22 protein-coding genes are annotated in these 18,181 nt (G+C 63.5%); 15 read left to right on the forward strand and 7 right to left on the reverse strand.

What is annotated here, in order from left to right:
• Positions 1-71: 71 nt before the first annotated feature.
• Positions 72-1,049: an iron exporter MbfA gene (gene mbfA / locus ROH8110_RS09505; RefSeq protein ID WP_085817508.1), complete on the reverse strand. Its 978-nt coding sequence runs from the start codon at positions 1,047-1,049 to the stop codon at positions 72-74.
• Between the two features lie 183 nt (positions 1,050-1,232).
• Here mbfA and ROH8110_RS18675 point away from each other — a divergent pair, with 183 nt between their 5' ends.
• Together ROH8110_RS18675 and ROH8110_RS09510 are read left to right on the forward strand one after the other, a co-directional pair.
• Positions 1,233-1,391, forward strand: coding sequence for a hypothetical protein (locus ROH8110_RS18675; RefSeq protein ID WP_170156485.1), 159 nt, complete (start codon positions 1,233-1,235; stop codon positions 1,389-1,391).
• Positions 1,392-1,474: 83 nt separating this feature from the next.
• The gene (locus ROH8110_RS09510; protein ID WP_085817509.1) at positions 1,475-2,092 is read left to right on the forward strand and encodes a TetR/AcrR family transcriptional regulator; all 618 of its coding nucleotides are present in this window, start codon (positions 1,475-1,477) and stop codon (positions 2,090-2,092) included.
• Positions 2,093-2,095: 3 nt separating this feature from the next.
• Here the strand turns inward: ROH8110_RS09510 and ROH8110_RS09515 are convergent, their stop codons facing one another.
• The 5 genes from ROH8110_RS09515 to ROH8110_RS09535 all read right to left on the reverse strand — a co-directional run bounded on the left by ROH8110_RS09515 (position 2,096) and on the right by ROH8110_RS09535 (position 6,261).
• Positions 2,096-3,280 carry an amino acid aminotransferase gene (locus ROH8110_RS09515; RefSeq protein WP_085817510.1) on the reverse strand — a complete coding sequence of 395 codons (1,185 nt, stop codon included), beginning with the start codon at positions 3,278-3,280 and terminating at the stop codon, positions 2,096-2,098.
• A gap of 3 nt (positions 3,281-3,283) precedes the next feature.
• On the reverse strand, positions 3,284-4,141 hold the full coding sequence (sseA, locus tag ROH8110_RS09520) for a 3-mercaptopyruvate sulfurtransferase (RefSeq protein WP_085817511.1): 858 nt from the start codon (positions 4,139-4,141) through the stop codon (positions 3,284-3,286).
• Between the two features lie 79 nt (positions 4,142-4,220).
• On the reverse strand, positions 4,221-4,502 hold the full coding sequence (locus ROH8110_RS09525; RefSeq protein WP_085817512.1) for a hypothetical protein: 282 nt from the start codon (positions 4,500-4,502) through the stop codon (positions 4,221-4,223).
• Positions 4,503-4,596: 94 nt separating this feature from the next.
• Complete coding sequence (smpB, locus tag ROH8110_RS09530; protein ID WP_085817513.1) at positions 4,597-5,073, reverse strand: SsrA-binding protein SmpB; 477 nt, start codon at positions 5,071-5,073, stop codon at positions 4,597-4,599.
• A gap of 87 nt (positions 5,074-5,160) precedes the next feature.
• Entirely contained in the window at positions 5,161-6,261 is a 1,101-nt protein-coding gene (locus tag ROH8110_RS09535; protein WP_085817514.1) for a CaiB/BaiF CoA transferase family protein, read from the reverse strand.
• Between the two features lie 136 nt (positions 6,262-6,397).
• Here ROH8110_RS09535 and ROH8110_RS09540 point away from each other — a divergent pair, with 136 nt between their 5' ends.
• Entirely contained in the window at positions 6,398-6,904 is a 507-nt protein-coding gene (locus ROH8110_RS09540) for an SRPBCC family protein (protein ID WP_085817515.1), read from the forward strand.
• On the opposite strand, the gene ROH8110_RS09545 is transcribed toward ROH8110_RS09540, so the two are convergent.
• Entirely contained in the window at positions 6,901-7,590 is a 690-nt protein-coding gene (locus ROH8110_RS09545; RefSeq protein WP_245962806.1) for an SGNH/GDSL hydrolase family protein, read from the reverse strand. The genes ROH8110_RS09540 and ROH8110_RS09545 overlap by 4 nt on opposite strands.
• 183 nt (positions 7,591-7,773) lie before the next feature.
• On the opposite strand from ROH8110_RS09545, the gene ROH8110_RS09550 reads away from it, so the two are divergent.
• The 12 genes from ROH8110_RS09550 to moaD all read left to right on the forward strand — a co-directional run bounded on the left by ROH8110_RS09550 (position 7,774) and on the right by moaD (position 18,180).
• Positions 7,774-8,715 carry an ABC transporter ATP-binding protein gene (locus ROH8110_RS09550; RefSeq protein ID WP_085817517.1) on the forward strand — a complete coding sequence of 314 codons (942 nt, stop codon included), beginning with the start codon at positions 7,774-7,776 and terminating at the stop codon, positions 8,713-8,715.
• Entirely contained in the window at positions 8,712-9,473 is a 762-nt protein-coding gene (locus ROH8110_RS09555; RefSeq protein WP_085817518.1) for an ABC transporter permease, read from the forward strand. Before ROH8110_RS09550 ends, ROH8110_RS09555 begins: the two co-directional genes overlap by 4 nt.
• A gap of 114 nt (positions 9,474-9,587) precedes the next feature.
• Positions 9,588-10,385, forward strand: coding sequence for a S49 family peptidase (locus ROH8110_RS09560; protein ID WP_085817519.1), 798 nt, complete (start codon positions 9,588-9,590; stop codon positions 10,383-10,385).
• A 1-nt stretch (position 10,386) separates the two neighbouring features.
• On the forward strand, positions 10,387-10,557 hold the full coding sequence (locus ROH8110_RS09565; protein WP_176236589.1) for a hypothetical protein: 171 nt from the start codon (positions 10,387-10,389) through the stop codon (positions 10,555-10,557).
• The gene (locus ROH8110_RS09570) at positions 10,554-11,519 is read left to right on the forward strand and encodes a calcium/sodium antiporter (protein ID WP_085817521.1); all 966 of its coding nucleotides are present in this window, start codon (positions 10,554-10,556) and stop codon (positions 11,517-11,519) included. The genes ROH8110_RS09565 and ROH8110_RS09570 overlap by 4 nt, the downstream gene beginning before the upstream one ends.
• Entirely contained in the window at positions 11,516-12,295 is a 780-nt protein-coding gene (locus tag ROH8110_RS09575) for an SDR family oxidoreductase (RefSeq protein WP_085817522.1), read from the forward strand. Before ROH8110_RS09570 ends, ROH8110_RS09575 begins: the two co-directional genes overlap by 4 nt.
• Before the next feature lie 301 nt (positions 12,296-12,596).
• A complete protein-coding gene (uvrC, locus tag ROH8110_RS09580; protein ID WP_085817523.1) occupies positions 12,597-14,465 on the forward strand; it encodes an excinuclease ABC subunit UvrC in 1,869 nt (622 codons plus the stop codon).
• A gap of 81 nt (positions 14,466-14,546) precedes the next feature.
• Positions 14,547-15,230 (forward strand): TetR/AcrR family transcriptional regulator, encoded by a 684-nt coding sequence (locus tag ROH8110_RS09585; protein WP_121143673.1) that lies wholly within the window; start codon positions 14,547-14,549, stop codon positions 15,228-15,230.
• Positions 15,227-16,528 (forward strand): phenylacetate--CoA ligase family protein, encoded by a 1,302-nt coding sequence (locus ROH8110_RS09590; protein ID WP_085817524.1) that lies wholly within the window; start codon positions 15,227-15,229, stop codon positions 16,526-16,528. The genes ROH8110_RS09585 and ROH8110_RS09590 overlap by 4 nt, the downstream gene beginning before the upstream one ends.
• A complete protein-coding gene (locus tag ROH8110_RS09595; RefSeq protein ID WP_085817525.1) occupies positions 16,529-17,290 on the forward strand; it encodes an enoyl-CoA hydratase/isomerase family protein in 762 nt (253 codons plus the stop codon).
• A gap of 59 nt (positions 17,291-17,349) precedes the next feature.
• Positions 17,350-17,931 (forward strand): CDP-diacylglycerol--glycerol-3-phosphate 3-phosphatidyltransferase, encoded by a 582-nt coding sequence (gene pgsA, locus ROH8110_RS09600; RefSeq protein WP_085817526.1) that lies wholly within the window; start codon positions 17,350-17,352, stop codon positions 17,929-17,931.
• A 3-nt stretch (positions 17,932-17,934) separates the two neighbouring features.
• Positions 17,935-18,180, forward strand: coding sequence for a molybdopterin converting factor subunit 1 (gene moaD, locus ROH8110_RS09605; RefSeq protein ID WP_085817527.1), 246 nt, complete (start codon positions 17,935-17,937; stop codon positions 18,178-18,180).
• Position 18,181 lies beyond the last annotated feature (1 nt).

Genomic DNA, 18,181 nt, shown 5'->3' on the forward strand with positions numbered 1-18,181 from the left:
CGCCCCAGTGACCACGAGGCGGGGGGCAAAGGCAAGCCCGCGCGCGACGCGCGGGGTGGCTTTTCCGCGCGCTAGCCGCTGCCGATCAGCACCCCGGCGGCGAAGACCAGCGCGCCGCCCAGCACCACCTGGAAGGCGGCGCGGAAGAACGGCGTTTCCATGTAGCGGTTCTGAATCCAGGCGATCGCCCAGAGTTCGATGAACACCACGGCAAAGGCGATGCTGGTCGCGGTCCAGAAATCGGGGATGAGATATGGCAGGGCATGGCCAAGCCCGCCCACGGTGGTCATGACACCCGAGGCGATACCGCGCTTGAGCGGGCTTCCGCGACCGGAGAGTTCACCGTCATCGCTGGCGGCTTCGGTGAAGCCCATCGAGATGCCCGCGCCGATAGAGGCGGCAAGCCCGACAAGGAAGGTCGTCCAGGTGTCCTGCGTGGCGAAGGCGGTGGCAAAGATCGGCGCCAGCGTCGAGACGGAACCGTCCATCAGCCCGGCCAGCCCCGGCTGCACCCAGGTGAGAACGAACTGGCGCTTGGAGTTTCGCTCTTCTGCGGCCAGCGCGTCTTCGTCGAGATGCTCGGCCTGAAGTTCGGTGGCGCGTTCGCCGTGGCCCGCCTCGGCGGCGGCAAGGTCGCCCAGCAATTTGCGGGTGGCGGGATCGGTGCTGCGCTGCGCCGCCTTGTGGTAAAAGGCTTCGGCGTCATGCTCCATCGCCTCGGCCTCGGCGCGGATGCGCTCGATCCCGAGGTTTTCCATCAGCCAGATCGGGCGGCGGGCATAGAAACCAGCCACATGTTCGCGCCGGATCAGCGGGATCACCCCGCCAAAGCGGCTTTCGTGAAGGTCGATCAGGGCACGGCGGTGGCTGTCTTCCTCGGCGGCCATCCCATCGAAGATGCGCGCGGAATCCGGGAATTCGGCGCGCAGGGTTTCGGCATAGGTCCGGTAGATCCGGGCGTCGTCCTCTTCCGAGGAAATGGCGAGGGCCAGGATTTCCTGTTCTGACAGATCGGCAAAGCGCCGGCGCGATGAAACTCCGGGAATCATGCGCAGTCTCCTTATTTAGAATTATTCTAAATTACCCAAAATGAGAGGAAACACAAGGGCTTCGCGATGGACACAAAGCCGCAGCAAAATAAGTGAACTAATTAGTTCAGTTTTGACTTGCAAAGTGAACTATTTGGTTTAGATATCAAGAAGTGAACAGTTTAGTTCAGTTAGGAGATCATCATGAAACCCGTTCTCACCGCTCTTGTCATCATGCTGTCCGCCGGACCCGTCCTTGCCTTTGGGATCGGAACCGAAACGCTGACCCCGACCCTGTCCTTTCCGTCACCGGACCCGGCGCCCGCACCCGTCACGCAGACCGACGCGGGCATCAACAAGTAACGCATGCCCTACGTAAACAAGCGACATGCTTGCGGTGTCCCCCCTGGCGCGACTAGACTGCGACGGCTTTGGGGAGACACCGCATGACGGCGATGGCCGCTGAAATCAAGAAGGGCAGAAAGTTCGACCAGGTGCTGGAAGGCGCACGCGAAGTGTTCATGCGCGACGGTTTCGAGGGCGCCAGCGTTGACGATATCGCCCGTGTGGCGGGGGTCTCGAAGGCCACGCTCTACAGCTATTTCCCCGACAAGCGGCTGCTGTTCTCGGAGGTCGCACGGATGGAGTGCAACCGCCAGGCCGACGCGGCGCTGGCGGAGTTCGATGCGGATCATCCGATTGACTGCGTGCTGCGGCTGGCGGCGGATCGGATCGTGCGCTTTTTCCTGTCGGATTTCGGGCAACAGGTGTTCCGGATATGCGTGGCCGAATCGCACCGTTTTCCCGAGCTGGGCTGCCGGTTCTATGAATCCGGCCCGGCGATGGTGCGCGACCGGCTGATCGGCGTGTTGAAGCCCTATGTGGCGAGCGGCGTGCTGAAGATCGACGACATGGACCTGGCCGCCAACCAGTTCGGCGAGCTGTGCAAGAGCGATCTGTTCCTGCGCAGCCTGTGCGGCGTCGGCACACCGGCCACCGAAGAGGATATCGAGCGCGTGATCGACGGCGCGGTCGCGATGTTCCTGGCGCGCTACCGCGCCTGAGCGTCAGGCACCCACTTCGACGATGGCCTGGGCCAGCTTGGGAACGGTGTCCTTGTTCAGCCCGGCGATATTGATGCGCGAATCCCCCACCATGTAGATACCGTGATCCTTGCGCAGGCGCTCGACCGTTTCCGGCGAAAGCCCGAGGCGCGAGAACATGCCGCGATGCTGGGCGATGAAGCCGTAGCGATCGGAGTTGGTCAGCTTGCGCAGCTCGGTTGACAGCTGTTCGCGCAGGGCGAGCATGCCGTTGCGCACCTCTTCCAGTTCGGCCTGCCAATCGGCGCGCAGATCGTCGCTGTGCAGCACGACCGAGACCAGCCGCGCGCCGTGATCGGGCGGGAAGGAATAGTTCTGCCGGTTGAGATAGGCAAGGTTGCCTTGCGTGACGGCGTGCATCCCCTTGTCCTGCGCCACGGCCATCAGGATGCCGGTGCGTTCGCGGTAGATGCCGAAATTCTTCGAGCAGCTTGCGGCGATCAGCACTTCGGGGCAGCCCGAGGCGACCGCGCGCGTTGCGGCGGCATCGGCCTCGAGCCCGTCGCCGAAGCCCTGATAGGCGATGTCGATCATCGGCAGCGCGCCAATGTCGTTCATCAGCGCAATCACCGCCTGCCATTCCGGGCCGGTCAGGTTGGCGCCGGTGGGATTGTGGCAGCAGCCATGCAAAAGCACCACGTCGCCCGCGCGAAGCCCGGCGAGATCGGCCATCATGCCATCGAAATCGACGCCGCCGGTTTCGCTGTCGAAATAGCGGTAGCTGACGGTTTCGATCCCCAGATGCTTGAGGATGCTGAGGTGGTTGGGCCATGTCGGGTCCGACACGAAAACCCGCGCCTGCGGGTTGGCCATGTGAATGAGATCGAAGGCCTGGCGCACCGCGCCGGTGCCGCCCGGCGTGGCGACGGCGGCGACGTGGTCGCGCGCGACGGCATCGCCCAGAACGAGGCCGATCATCGCGTCCGAAAACGCGGGATCACCCGCCAGCCCGGTATAGGCCTTGGTGGTTTCCTCGTCCCACCAGCGGCGCTCGGCTTCCTTGACTGCGCGCATGATCGGGGTCACACCCTGCGGGTTCTTGTAGACGCCGACGCCGAGGTCGATCTTGTCGTCGCGCGGATCGTCCTTGTAGGCCTGCATGAGCGCGAGGATCTTGTCCTTGGGCTGTTCCTTGAGATGTTCGAACATTGGTCAGTCTTCTCCGGTGGCGACGGGCACGGTGGGGAAAGCCCCCCATTCGCACCAGGACCCGTCATAAACGGCATGATCGGTCTTGCCGATCCGCTCGAGTGCAAGGTTGATGATGGCGGCGGTGACGCCCGACCCGCAAGAGGTGATCGCGGGTTTCGAGAGGTCCACCCCCGCATCCGCGAGGACGGCGCGCAGCGCTTCGGGGTCCTTCATGGTGTCGTCGTCATTGAGCAGGTCACGATACCAGACATTGCGCGAGCCGGGGATGTGGCCGCCGCGCAGCCCTTCGCGCGGTTCGGGTTCTTCACCGCGAAAGCGGCCTGGCGAGCGGGCATCGAGGATCTCGTGATCGCCGAGCTTGGAGGCGGCGGAGACCTGCGTCACGTCCTTGACCATGTGGTTCTGGCGGCGGACCGTCATGTGACGGTCGCGCACGATCGGGGGCATGTCCTCGGTCGGTCGGCCCTCGGCCATCCATTTGGGCAGGCCACCGTCCAGCACGGCGATGTTGTCCTGCCCCATCAGGCGGAAGAGCCACCAGACGCGCGCCGCCGAAAACAGGCCCAGCGCGTCATAGACCACCACCTGATGCCCGTCCCCCACACCCATCGCCCGCAGGCGCGACATGAATTTCTCGACCGGGGGAACCATGTGCGGCAGGGCAGAGCGGTGATCGCTGATGTCGTCGATGTCGAAGAAGCGCGCGCCAGGAATATGCGCCGCCTGATATTCGGCGCGGGCATCGCGGTCGGTTGGCGGCAGGAAATAGGTGCCATCCAGAATCCGAAGGTCGGGATCCTTCAGATGGCTGGCCAGCCATTCGGTCGATACGAGGGTCTTAGGATCGTCATGGGTCATGGGCGCGTCCCCTGATTTCGGACGGCTCATGCCTAGCGCGCGGCGCAGTGGAGAGCAAGCATCCCGGCGCGCCGGTGGTTCATTTCACCAGCATGTTCCGGATCGAGCCGAGCGCCAGCAAGACCGCCGCGCCACCGACAGCACCAGTCGCGGCGTGGGTCCAGAGCACCCCGGCATCGCCGCCGCCCAGTGCCGAGGACAAGCCATCATCGCCCAGGACCGACAGCGTCTTTTCCGCCAGCCCTGCGCCGATCACCCCGGCAAGGGCATTGCCGAAGAGGCCCAGATTGACGTTGCGCAGGAGGCCACCGGCGATGTTGCCGCCGATTGCCCCGCAGATCAGCCCGATCAACAGTTCCATGTGTCCCCCCTTGAGACAGATACCTGCGATCATCCGAGACTAGCAAAATCGCGCTTCATTCCCAAAAGGGGAATTCAGACCGGCAGCTCACCGCTCAACCGTGGTCCTTGAGGAGGCGCTGTTTCTGGCGGTTCCAGTCACGCTTCGCCTCGGTCTCGCGCTTGTCATGGGCCTTTTTGCCCTTCGCGATGCCGATCTTCATCTTGGCGATGCCCTTGTGATTGAAATAGAGGACCAGCGGCACCAGCGTCATGCCCTTGCGCTGAGTCTCGTTCCAGAGACGGGCCAGTTCCTTTTTCGACACCAGCAGCTTGCGGCGGCGTTTTTCCTCGTGCTGGAAGGTCTTGGCCTGTTCGTAGGGCGCGACGTAGGAGTTCACCAGCCACAATTCGCCATCATCAACGGTGGCGTAGCTTTCGGCGATGTTGGCGCCGCCAAGACGCAGGGATTTGACTTCGGAACCTTCAAGGATGATGCCGCATTCCAGATCATCCTCGATCGCGTAATCGAAGCGCGCGCGCCTGTTCTCGGCGACGACCTTGTAGTTGGGGTTTTCCTTTGGCTTGGCCATGTTGCCTGTCCTGTCGCGCTGTGCCCGAAGCGGCAAGATAGACACTTGCGCCGGGTGATCCAAGGGGGCGCGGACGAATCGGGTCGCTCAGACCCGCCCACGCGCGCCAAGTTCGGCCAGCTCGGCGCGCAGCGCCGCGCCATCGGCGTCACGCGCGGGGATCGGGCGGGGCGCTGGCGCGGCCCCGTCAAAGCGCGGCGCGGGGGCCGGTTGCTGCACGCCATCCCCCATGTGCCAGACGCCGCGTGCGGCCATATGCGGATCGAGCGCTGCTTCGGCGGGCGAAAGGACCGGAGCGACGCAGGCGTCGCTGCCCTCGAAGAGGCGCGTCCAGTGATCGCGGGGTTCTGCCGCGAAGATCGCGGCAAGGCGGTCGGTCTGCGCGGGCCATTGGGCGGGATCGTTCTGATCGGCGAAGGCGGCATCATCCGAAAGCCCCATCAGATCGAGAAAGGCGGCGTAGAATTGCGGCTCGAAGCATTGCACGCTGACATGACCGCCGCAGGCGCAGCGATAGGTGCGGCTCCAATGTGCCCCGTCGAGGGGGCTTTGACCGCGCGTCTGCGAAAGGTTGCCCGCGGGCGCCATCGACATCAGCAGCGCCATCATATGCGCTGAACCATCCACGATGGCCGCGTCCACCACCCTGCCCTGCCCGCTGCGCGCGGCGTCGATGATCCCGGCCAGAATCCCCGCCACCAGATACATCGCACCGCCACCGATATCGCCCACCAGCGTCGGCGGCGTCAGCGGTGCGGCATCGGGCGGTGAGGCATACCAGAGCGCGCCGGAGGTGGCGATGTAGTTGAGGTCATGCCCCGCCATCTGCGATTTCGGTCCGTCCTGTCCCCAGCCGGTCATGCGGCCATAGACCAGCGCCGGATTATCGGCGTGGCAGGTTGCGGGGCCAAGGCCCAAGCGTTCCATCACGCCGGGACGAAAGCCTTCGATCAGGGCGTCGGCGGTGGCGATCAGCGCCCGCGCGGTGGCAAGATCGGCCCCGTCCTTGAGGTCGAGCGCGATGGTGCGCTTGCCCCGGTCCAGAAGGTTGCGGGCGCCGGCGACCGCATTGCCCGCGCCGGGGCGCTGGATCACGATCACCTCGGCGCCGAGATCGGCCAGTGTCATGGCGGCGAAGGGACCGGGGCCAAGGCCCTCGATCTCGATCACGCGGATACCTTGCAACATGGTCCTTCCCCCGGCCGTGGTGTTCCGGCGTGCAGATTAGCGCGCGGCGCACCGGATGCAATGCGCTGGCCACTTGGCCCGCGATGCGGGTTGCTCTAGGCTGGACGGCAGGGCGGACGCGACAGGAGGAAGCGCCATGAAGATGAGTGACGAACGCATTATCGAAGCCGACCGCGCGACGGTCTGGGCGGCGCTTCTGAGCCCCGATGTGTTGAAGGAATGCGTACCCGGCGCGCAGGAGGTCACCGGCAACCCCGAAGACGGGTTCGAGGCCACCGTGACCCAGAAGGTCGGCCCGGTGAAGGCGACCTTCAAGGGTCATGTGACCGTATCGGAGATGATCGAACCCGACAGCCTGACCCTGACGGGCGAGGGCAAGGGCGGTGCCGCCGGCTTTGCCAAGGGCGCGGCCGATGTGCGGCTGGAAGAGGTGCCCGAAGGCACGCGGCTGTCCTATGACGTCGAGGCCAAGGTCGGTGGCAAACTGGCACAGCTTGGCAGCCGGATCGTCGACGGTTTCGCCAAGAAGATGGCCGACAACTTCTTTTCCCGCCTCGAAGAGGTGATCGAGGGCCCGAAGGAAGAGGATGACGAAGAAGAAGCCGAGAAGAAGGGCTGGCTCAAGCGGTTGATCAAGTCCTAACGCGAGGATGGCGGGCGGCTGTGCGTTTCAATGATGCGCGCGATCCTGCGGCCGATCTCCTGGCTGCCCTTGGGCGAGGGATGGATCAGGTCCAGCCCGTGATAGGAGCGGTCGCCATGCGGCACCAGTTCTGCCAGCGACAGAAAATGCACGCCCCGGTCCAGCGCGGCCAGCCGGGCAAGGCGGCGATCCATCTCGTCGCCCTCATCGGCGCAGCCCTCAACAGGGGAGGTCACGCCGGGGGTGCGCAGATATCCCACGAAGACGACCTGCGCGCCGGTCTGGCGCATCCGGGACACGAAGCCCGGAATCGTGCCGCGCTTGCCGTCCTCGGAGATCAGCCGGGAGATGCGTTGCTTGCACGGACCGCATAGGCAACCCATCCAGATATCGTTGCCGCCGCCATTCAGGACGACCCAGTCCCAGTCGCCTTCACGGTACTGCTTGGGAATGCTGAGCCCGGCGCTGCCGGTGATCGGCAGCGGATAGAAGAACCGCGCACCGACCACGGAGCGATCCGTTACCGGTTCTTTCAGTTCTTCTTCGATGGCGTCGGAAACGGCGCGATCCTGTGCCTTGTTGAAGGCCATCAGTGAATCGCCGAGGAGAAGGATGCGCGAACCGCTGTTGGAGGTTACGGGCTCGCCGCAGCCTGCAAGCAGGACCAGCGCCAGAAGTGCAGCCATGCGTTGAATCATGTATCTCAAACTCTCGTATCGCCCGCCGACGAAAGACATAGCATCGTGTGCGGCGAAGGAAAGCCCCAAGCGCACGTCCCTGCATGGCTGCACAGAGGGGTCTGCGTGCCGGGCGATTTGCAGTTGGGGCGCGATGCCGTAGCCTGCGGGAATCGAGAATGGAGGCGCCGCATGAAACCGATGGTCGAGGTCGAGAACCTGCGCAAGATCTATGGCGACGGGTTCGAGGCGCTGAAGGGAACATCGCTGACCATCGAGGAGGGCGAGATCCTAGCCTTGCTCGGCCCCAATGGCGCGGGCAAGACGACGCTGATTTCCGCGCTGTGCGGGATCACCACGCCGAGCGGTGGCCATGCCCTCATCGGCGGGCATGATGTGGTCAGGGAATACCGCGCGGCGCGCAGCATTGTCGGGCTGGTTCCCCAGGAAATCGCGCTGGAACCGTTCGAGAAGGTCATCAACACGGTGCGCTTTTCACGGGGTCTGTTCGGCAAGGCACCGGATGCGGCGCTGACCGAACGCATCCTGCGCCAGCTGTCGCTATGGGACAAGCGCAACAGCCGGACCCGCGAACTGTCGGGCGGGATGAAGCGGCGGGTGCTGATCGCCAAGGCGCTGATCCACGAGCCGCGCGTGCTGTTTCTGGACGAGCCCACTGCCGGGGTCGATGTGGAACTGCGCCGCGACATGTGGGAGGTTGTCCGGGGATTGAAGGCGCAGGGCGTCACCATCATCCTGACCACCCATTACATCGAAGAGGCCGAAGCCATCGCCGACCGCGTCGCGGTGATCAACAAGGGTGAAATCCTGCTGGTCGAGGACAAGACGGCGCTGATGCGGCGGATGGGGCGCAAGACCCTGCGCATCGACCTTGCGGCGCCGATCGACGCGGTTCCCGCCGCGCTTGCGGATTACAATCTGGAGCTGGCCCCTGATGGCGATGCGCTGAGCTATCACTATGACACGCGCGGGCAGGACGGCACCGGCATCACGCGGCTGTTGCAGGCGCTGGCCGAGGCCGGGCTGACCCTGAGCGACCTGCACACCACGCAATCGAGCCTCGAGGAGATCTTTGTCGGGCTGGTCAGGGACCAAGAGGAGGAAACGGCATGAACCTGCGGGCCATCCAGGCGATCTATGTCTACGAGATGAAGCGTTTCCTGCGCACGTTGATGGAAAGCCTTCTGTCGCCGGTGATTTCGACGTCGCTGTATTTCGTGGTGTTCGGTTCGGCCATCGGCAGCAGGATCGACCAGATCGAGGGCGTCAGTTACGGATCGTTCATCGTGCCGGGGCTGATCATGCTGACGATCATCACCCAAGGCATCAGCAATGCCAGTTTCGGCATCTATTTCCCGAAATTCATCGGCACGATCTATGAGCTGCATTCGGCGCCGATCAATTTCCTTGAGATCGTCATCGGCTATGTCGGCGCGGCGGCGACGAAATCGCTGATGATCGGGGTCGTGATCCTGGTGACGGCGGGGTTCTTCGTGGATCTGGAAATCATGCATCCGGGGCCGATGCTGGCCTTTCTGGTGCTGACCTGCCTTTCGTTCTCGCTGTTCGGGTTCATCATCGGGATCTGGGCCGAGAACTTTCAGCAGCTCCAGATCATCCCGCTTCTGGTGATCACGCCGCTGGTGTTTTTGGGCGGGTCTTTCTATTCGATCTCGATGCTGCCCCCGATCTGGCAGACGGTGTCCTATTTCAACCCTGTCGTTTACCTGATCTCGGGGTTCCGGTGGTCATTCTTCGGGCTGGCGGACGTGCCTTTGGGGCTGAGTCTGCTGGCGATTGCGGCGTTTACCGGGCTGTGCCTCACCATCATCTGGCTGATCTTCAAGACCGGCTATCGGATCAAATCCTGAGCCCCTGACGCGGCTGGTTTTCTTACCCGCCCGCCCCCGCTTTTTGGGGGCGGGGGAGAAATGCTTGATCATGCCGCCTTGTTTGTCGGTCTCCGGCATTCTACATGCGTTGCCATGAAAGAGCGTATTCCCTTTCTCAATCGTGGCCTGCTGGTGGCAGTGATCCGGCTGAACGGATCGATCGGAACCGGCAGCCGTTCGCAGCTCAATGACGAGGCGCTGGCGCCCGTGATCGAGAAGGCTTTCAAGCGCGGCAAGCCAAGGGCGGTGGCGCTGTTGATCAATTCGCCCGGCGGCTCGCCGGTGCAATCCTCGCTGATCGCATCGCGCATCCGGCGGCTGGCCGACGAGAAAAACATTCCCGTCCATGCCTTTGTCGAGGATGTGGCCGCGTCGGGCGGTTACTGGCTGGCGACGGCGGCGGAATCGATCTGGGTCGACGAGGCCTCGATTGTGGGGTCGATCGGCGTGATCTCGTCGAGTTTCGGCGCACCTGTGCTGCTGGCACGCCAAGGGGTGGAACGCCGGGTTCACAGCTCGGGCAGGTCGAAGAGCTTCCTTGATCCGTTCCTGCCCGAAAAGGAAGAGGACGTGACCCGGCTCAAGGGGCTGCTGGAACAGATGCACCGCGTCTTCGAGGCCCAGGTCACAAGCCGCCGTGGTGCGAGACTGGCCAAGAGCGACGACCTTTTTACCGGCGAGTTCTGGCTGGGCGCGCGGGCAATCGAGCTGGGGCTGGCCGACGGGGTCGGGCATCTGGTGCCCAAGATGAAAGAACTTTACGGCGACAAGGTGCGCTTTGCTCAATATGGCCGCAAGCGCGGGTTGTTCCAGCGCTTTGGCATGAGCATTGCCGGCGATGCCATCGCCGGGATCGAGGAGCGCGCCGCCTTCGCGCGTTTCGGCCTCTGAGGTGATCGTCAAGATCGTCATATTGTTCCTTGTCGGCATGGGCGTCATGGCCATGTTCGGCAAGCTGCGCTTTCCGGGCCAGAAGAAGCTGGCTTCGGCGAAATGCCCCAAATGCGGGCGCTTCCGTATCGGCAAGGGCCCCTGCCCTTGCAGAAAGGGCAAGACCAAATGATGCCTTGGTTATTGTCGGGTCTGGGGCTGGTGATCCTGCTTCTGGCTGGCGATGCGCTGGTCAAGGGCGCGGTGAACCTGAGCCTGCGGATCGGGATCCCGGCACTGATCGTGAGCCTGACCATCGTGGCCTTTGGCACGTCTGCACCCGAGCTGCTGATCTCTGTCAACGCGGTGCTGGATGACAAGCCGGGGCTGGCGCTTGGCAATGTGATCGGGTCGAACACCGCCAATATCCTGCTGGTGCTGGGGCTGCCCGCGATCCTTTCGGTCCTTCACACCAGCGACTGCAATACCCGCAAGACCTATGTGTTCATGCTGGTGGCTTCGGTGCTGTTCATCGGGCTGGCCTTTCTGGGCACGTTTACCCTTGTGTCGGGGCTGATCCTGCTGGCCGCGTTGTCATTCGTGCTGACCGACGCGTTCATCGAGGCGCGCCAGCATCGGCGTGCCACTTTCGCCATCGTGGCCGATGACCCGGACGAAAGCGAGGAAGTCGAGGGCGCGGACCCCGATATGCCCTGGTGGCAGATCGTGCTGTTCCTGGTGCTGGGTCTGGTTGGCCTGCCGCTGGGTGCGGATCTGCTGGTGGACAATGCCTCGATCATCGCGCGCCAATACGGCATCAGCGAGGCCGTGATCGGCCTGACCCTGGTGGCGCTTGGAACCTCGTTGCCGGAACTGGCGACAACGGTGATGGCGGCATTGCGCAAGCAGGCCGATGTGGCGCTTGGCAATGTGATCGGGTCGAACATGTTCAACCTGCTGGCGATCATCGGTATCGCCTCGCTGATCGGCGATCTGCCGGTTGACCGCGAGTTCCTTCAATTCGATCTGTGGGTGATGCTGGCGGCGTCGCTGCTGATCTTCCCCTTCGTCTTTTTCAAGGTCGATATCGGCCGTATCTGGGGCGTGGCGCTGTCGGCGCTCTACGTGACCTATGTTGTTGTGGTGCTGGCATGAGCGGAGCTTTGGTAACAGGGGCGGGAAAACGGCTGGGCCGCGCGATGGCGCTGGAACTGGCGCGGCGCGGGCATGACGTGGCGGTGCATTACGCCACCAGCGCCGATGCGGCGGAATCGGTCGCGCAGGAGATCCGCGAGATGGGGCGGCGAGCGGTGACGCTGCAGGCCGACCTGCTGGACGAGGCGCAGGTGGAGCCGCTTTTGCCCAAGGCTGCCGCAGCGCTGGACGGCCCCATTACGGTCCTTGTGAACAACGCGTCGATCTTTGAGCATGACACGCTGGAAAGCGCCAGTCGCGAAAGCTGGGATCGTCACATGGAAAGCAACCTGCGCGCGCCCTTCGTGCTGATACAGGCGCTGGCGCGGCAGGTGCCAGAGCCGGTTCCCTGCGAGGCAGGCGAGCCGGTGGCACAGGGGCTGGTTGTCAACATGATCGACCAGAGGGTGCGTAAGCTGACCCCCGAATTCATGAGCTACACGCTGGCCAAGATGGGATTGTGGACCCTGACGCAGACCGCCGCGCAGGCGTTGGCGCCACGCGTGAGGGTCAATGCGATCGGCCCCGGCCCGACGCTTCAGGGGCACCGGCAGAGCGACAGTCATTTCCAGCGCCAGCGCCAGGCAACGGTGCTGGAACGGGGCGCCAACAGCGCTGACATCGTCGCCGCGCTGGCGTATTTCCTCGGGGCCCCGGCAGTCACGGGGCAGCTTTTGTGCGTCGACGGCGGGCAGCATCTGGGCTGGCAGACGCCGGATGTGCTGGGCGTCGAGTGAGGCGGGCACGCGCCGGGGCCGAGAAAACTTGTGCACGGCTCACGGGACTGTCAGAAAGCTGTTACAAAATTTTTAATGTTTTCAGTATTTTGCGGGCAGTCAAAGTTTTTTATGAGCAATTTCAATGGCTTGAAAATACGCCTAAAAAACAGGCAAATCGATCAAATCGTCTGAATCCAAGGGAATATTTCCCTTACACGAAACTTGCCCCCAAGTTTATCCACAGGTTTGGTGGAAAGGTTTCCTCTTGCCCGCATCGCGATAAGATTGCAGCGACCAAGAAGAATCATATCTGAACCCCATGACCGAGCAGAACAGCGACACCACCCCTGAAACGGGACACCGCCTGATCCGGCGGTACCTGCGAACACTGGACTCCTCGCCCGGCGTCTACCGGATGCTCGATGCGCAGGCGCGGGTGCTTTATGTGGGCAAGGCGCGCAACCTGCGCGCGCGGGTGTCGAATTATGCCCGCCCCACCGGACATACCGCACGCATCGCGCGGATGATCCGCGAAACCGCCTCGATGATGTTCCTGACCACGCGCACCGAGACCGAGGCGCTGCTGTTGGAACAGAACCTCATCAAGCAGCTCAAGCCGCGCTACAACGTGCTGTTGCGCGACGACAAGAGCTTTCCCAGCATTCATGTCACCGCCCATGATTACCCGATGATCCGCAAGCATCGCGGCGCCAAGAAGGGCAAGGGGCGGTTCTATGGCCCCTTTGCCAGCGCGCGTGCGGTCAACCGGACGCTGGCGCAGTTGCAGCGCGCCTTTCAGTTGCGCAATTGCACGGATACGCAGTTCGCCTCGCGCACGCGACCGTGCCTGCAATACCAGATCAAGCGCTGCACCGCGCCCTGTGTCGGCTATATCAGCGAGGAAGACTACGCGGCGGTGGTGCGCGATGCGGAACGGTTCCTGTCCGGGCGCTCGACCGAGATCCAGGACAAGCTGAAAACCCAGATGGCCGAGGCATCGGACGCGATGGAATTCGAGCGCGCGGCCGCGCTGCGCGACCGGATCAAGGCGCTGACCGAAGTGCAGAGCGCGCAAGGCATCAACCCGCGGACCGTCAACGAGGCCGATATCGTGGCGCTGCACCTGCAAAACGGGCAGGCCTGCGTGCAGGTGTTCTTTATCCGGGCCGGGCAGAACTGGGGCAACCGCGATTTCTATCCGCGTGTCGGCGACGATGTGGAAGAGGCCGAGGTGCTGGAGGCCTTTATCGGGCAGTTCTACGACAGCAAGGAACCGGCGCGACAACTGATCCTGTCGCATCCGATCGAGAATGCCGACCTGATGACCGAGGCCCTGAGCGGCAAGCTGGGCCGCAAGGTCGAATTGCTGGTGCCCAAGCGCGGCGAGAAGGCCGAACTGGTCGATGCGGCGCTGCGCAACGCCCGCGAGAGCCTGGCGCGCAAGATGTCCGAGACCGCGACCCAGGCCAAGCTGCTCAAGGGGTTGGCCGAGGCCTTTGACCTGCCCGCCCCGCCCAGGCGGATCGAGGTCTATGACAACTCGCATATCCAGGGCACCAATGCGGTCGGCGCGATGATCGTGGCCGGACCCGAAGGGCTGATGAAGAACCAGTATCGCAAGTTCAACATCCGCGGCGACGATCTGACTCCCGGTGACGATTTCGGCATGATGAAAGAGGTGCTGACCCGGCGGTTCAAGCGGCTGTTGAAGGACGACCCGGAGCGCGAACAGGGGCTTTGGCCCGATCTGCTGCTGATCGACGGGGGTGCAGGACAGGTCAGCGCGGTGGCGCAGATCATGCGCGAGATGGGGGTCGAGGACATCCCCATGCTGGGCGTCGCCAAGGGCGTGGACCGCGACCAGGGCAAGGAGGTATTCCACCGTGTCGGCGCACGGCCCACGGCGCTCAGGCACAATGACCCGGTGCTTTATTTCGTGCAGCGCCTGCGCGACGAGGCGCATCGCTTTGCCATCGGGACGCACCGGGCGAAACGCGCCAAATCCATGAGCGCCACGCCGCTTGACGAGGTGGCCGGTGTGGGCGCGGCCCGCAAGCGGGCGCTGCTGGTGCATTTCGGATCGGCCAAGGCCGTGAGCCGCGCCAACCTTGCGGACCTGAAGGCCGTCGAGGGCGTGTCCGAGGGGCTGGCGCAGAAGATCTACGATTTCTTTCACGAAAAGGGCTGAGACGGCAGGCCGAAGAGAGCGATTGACTCGGCGCGGCTTTTTTATGAATATGGATTCAGTTTCATAAAAAGCGGATTGCCCATGAACACCGCCCGAAAGCCCCTGCCCGACCCGTCCGACCCCGTCGGCACGCTCAGCTATCGCACGGTTCTGGCCGAGCGCGTGAAGGGCGAAGCCAAGGGCCAGCGCACGGCGCAGCAGATCCGCATCGCCACCTGCGCGCTGTTGGAGAATGCCGCGCTACAGGATCTGACGATCAGCGCGATCTGCAAGCAGGCGGGCGTGGCCAACGGCACGTTCTACCTTTATTTCCAGGATCAATCGCAGCTTCTGGACGACCTGCTGCCGGGCTTTGCGCATTTCCTGCAGGACGGCATGATGCGGGCGAGCCGAGGCGCGCCGGAGGATGGCATCCGCGCTGCGACAATGGCCTATGGGATGCTGTTCCGCGAGAACCGGGGCCTGATGAAATGCCTCGTGCATCATCTTGATCGCTTTCCAGAGGCCCGCAGCGCTTTTCACCGGCTGAACCGCGACTGGATAGAGACCGTGGCCGCCGCGGCACGGCGCAGGATGGAGCGCGATGGCGCCGCCCTGCCCGAGGACGAGCTGATGCGGCGCGCCTATGCGCTCGGCGCGATGACTGACCAGTATTTCTCGGGGTTGTTCCTTTCGGGCGAGCCGGGACTCGTGGCGGTGTCCGGCGATCTGGAGGCGGTGGTCGATACACTGACGACCATATGGGAGCGGGGGTTGAAACCATGAAGCTGTTGCACAGGGGCGAATTCGCGCGCCCCGGAAAGCTGAAGGCGCATCAACAGGCCGCGTGGGCCGTGCAAAGCGCCTATGTGGCGCAGAGCTCTGCTTTCTATCGTGCCTTGTGGAAGGGAAAGCATCCGTCGGCCGATCTGCGCGACCTGCCCGAACTGCCCTTGTCGGACAAGGCGCAGCTGCGCATCTCGCAGGCCGATCATCCGCCTTTCGGCGACTACATGGCCGCGCCTCGAAGCGCCGCCGTCCGACTGCACCGCACCTCGGGGACCACGGGGCAGGCGATGAACCTGGCGCTTTCGGCCCGCGATTGCCACGCCACCGAGACCGTCGGAGGGCGGTGCCAGTCGGCAGCGGGGCTGACGCCCGATCATACGGTGGTGCATTGCCTCAACTACCAGATGTGGATGGGCGGGCTGACCGATCACATGACCTTGCAGGCCACGGGTGCGATGGTGGTGCCCTTTGGCGTGGGGTCGACCGAATTGCTGGTGCGCACGATACGTGAGGTGGGGATCAATGCGATCTCGTGCACGCCCTCGTATCCCGCGGTCCTGGAGCGGGTCATTGCCGAGAAGTTTCCGGGAATGAAGCCGCGCGACCTGGGGCTGAAGCTGGGTCTGTTCGGCGGCGAGGCGGGGCTTGATGACCCTGCCTTTCGTGATCGATTGCGCGATATCTGGGGGATGGAGCCGCGCAACGCGAATTACGGCGTTTCGGACGTGTTCTGCAATTTCGCGGCGCAATGCGAGCATGACACGCGGCTGCACTTCATGGCGGCGGATATTCTTTACCCCGAGTTGGTCGATCCTGACAGCGGCGCGGCGCTGCCGCTCGCGGCGGGGCAGACGGGAGAGCTGGTGCTGACCCATCTGATGCGCGACTGCCAGCCGCTGGTGCGGTTTCGCAGCGGAGACATCATCACGGTGGATACAACCGAGCCCTGCGCCTGCGGCCGCACGGGCTTCAGGTTCCGGGTGGTGGGGCGCTCGGATGACATGGTGGTGGTGCGCGGGCTCAACCTGTTTCCGACCATGGTCGCGGCCGTGATCAACGGGTTCGAGGCATTGTCCGGGGACTACCGGATCGTGCTGGACGGGCCGCCGCCCTATGACAGCCTGCCGGTAACGGCCGAACTGGCCGAGGGTCAGGCCGCGGGCGAGGGGTTGGCGCGGCAGGTGGAGACCGCGATCAAGGCCAAGCTGGGCGCGACCGCCCGCGTGACCCTGGTGCCGCACGGGACATTGCCGCTGACCGAAGGCAAGACGAAACGCGTGATACGGGGAAGATAAATGACTGATTTCAAATACGAAACCGTGTTGAGCGCGATGACGGGCGATGGCGTGCGGACAATCACTCTCAACCGTCCCGAAAGCCTGAACGCGATGAACAGGCAGTTGATCGACGATGTGGCGCGCGCATTCGAGGACGCCAATGCCGACCCGTCGACGCGGGCGATCCTGTTCACCGGGGCGGGCAAGGCATTTTGCGCGGGCGATGACCGGCGCGCGCATGTTCATCCCGAGACCGAGGAAGAGGCGCGCGACCTGGTGCAAGCGATCCAGCGGGCGACCCACGCGATCACGCTGGGGCAAAAGCCGGTGGTGGGCGCGATCAATGGCTGGGCCGTGGGGGGTGGCTTTGAATGGGCGATCAATTGCGATTTCCCGATCTGGGGGGCGTCGGCCAAGGGGTTCTTTCCCGAGGTGTCGCTCAACCTGTTCGTGACCGGCGCGGTGACCAGCCTGCTGCCTGCACTGGTCGGGCTGATCAAGGCACGCGAGATGCTGTTTTTCGGAGAACGCTATGGCGCCGAAGAACTGGCCCGTCTTGGCGTTGCGTGGAAAACCGTTGAAGATCATGATCTTATCGAGACCGCCCAAGCAGAGGCGCAGCGTCTGGCCGACCTGCCGGTATTGTCGGTGCGGGCAATGAAGCGGGTGCTCAACAGTGCCGCCCTGCCCGATCTGCACCGTGCGTTGCAGTTGGAAACCGACGCGACGGTCGCGGGTTTCATGGACCCGGAGACGACGAAACGGCTCAGCGATTTTTGACCATGCGATGCGGTGCAACCGCGCTTTCCCTTTGCCTTGGGAGGGGTTAGAACCGGAGCATGAAGTGGAACGTGCCAAATATCCTGACCGCTTTGCGCCTGCTGGCTGCGCCGGGGGTGGCTGTGATGTTCCTGTATTTCCACAGGCCCTGGGCGGACTGGTTTGCGCTGTTGCTGTTCATCAGCGCAGCGGCGACGGACTGGTTTGACGGATACCTTGCAAGGGCCTGGAAACAAACGACAAAACTTGGCGCCATGCTGGACCCGATCGCTGACAAGGCGATGGTGGTGATCGCGTTGATGGTGATCGTGGGATATTCGAGCATGTCGCCGTGGCTGGTGTTGCCGGCGACGGTGATTCTGTTTCGCGAGGTGTTCGTGAGCGGGTTGCGGGAGTTTCTGGGCGATACAGCGGGGACCTTGAAGGTCACGCAACTGGCGAAATGGAAAACGACCGCGCAAATGATTGCGATTGCAGTGCTTTTTGCCCAGGGCGTGTTCGAGCACTATTTCGGGGCCATGACGCATGGTGCGGTGATGCTGGGCCACGCGGGGCTGTGGCTGCTGTGGATCGCGGCTGCGCTGACATTGCTGACGGGGTATGATTACTTCAGGAAATCAATACCTTATCTGAAGGAATGAGAGATGGACGTTCTGTATTTCGCATGGGTGCGGGAGCGGGTCGGGCGCCCGAAGGACCGAATCGAGACCGGGGCCGCGACGGTGCGGGAACTGGTTAACGAACTGACCCAGAAAGAAGAACGCTACGCCGCCGCTTTCGCCGATCTGGATGCGCTGCGGGTGGCCGTGGACCAGGAACTGAGCGACTTTGACGCGCCGCTGGAGAATGTGCGGGAAGTTGCGTTTTTCCCTCCGATGACAGGGGGTTAGG

The sequence above is a fragment of the Roseovarius halotolerans genome (genome assembly GCF_900172255.1).
GTDB classification, from domain to species: Bacteria; Pseudomonadota; Alphaproteobacteria; order Rhodobacterales; family Rhodobacteraceae; genus Roseovarius; species Roseovarius halotolerans.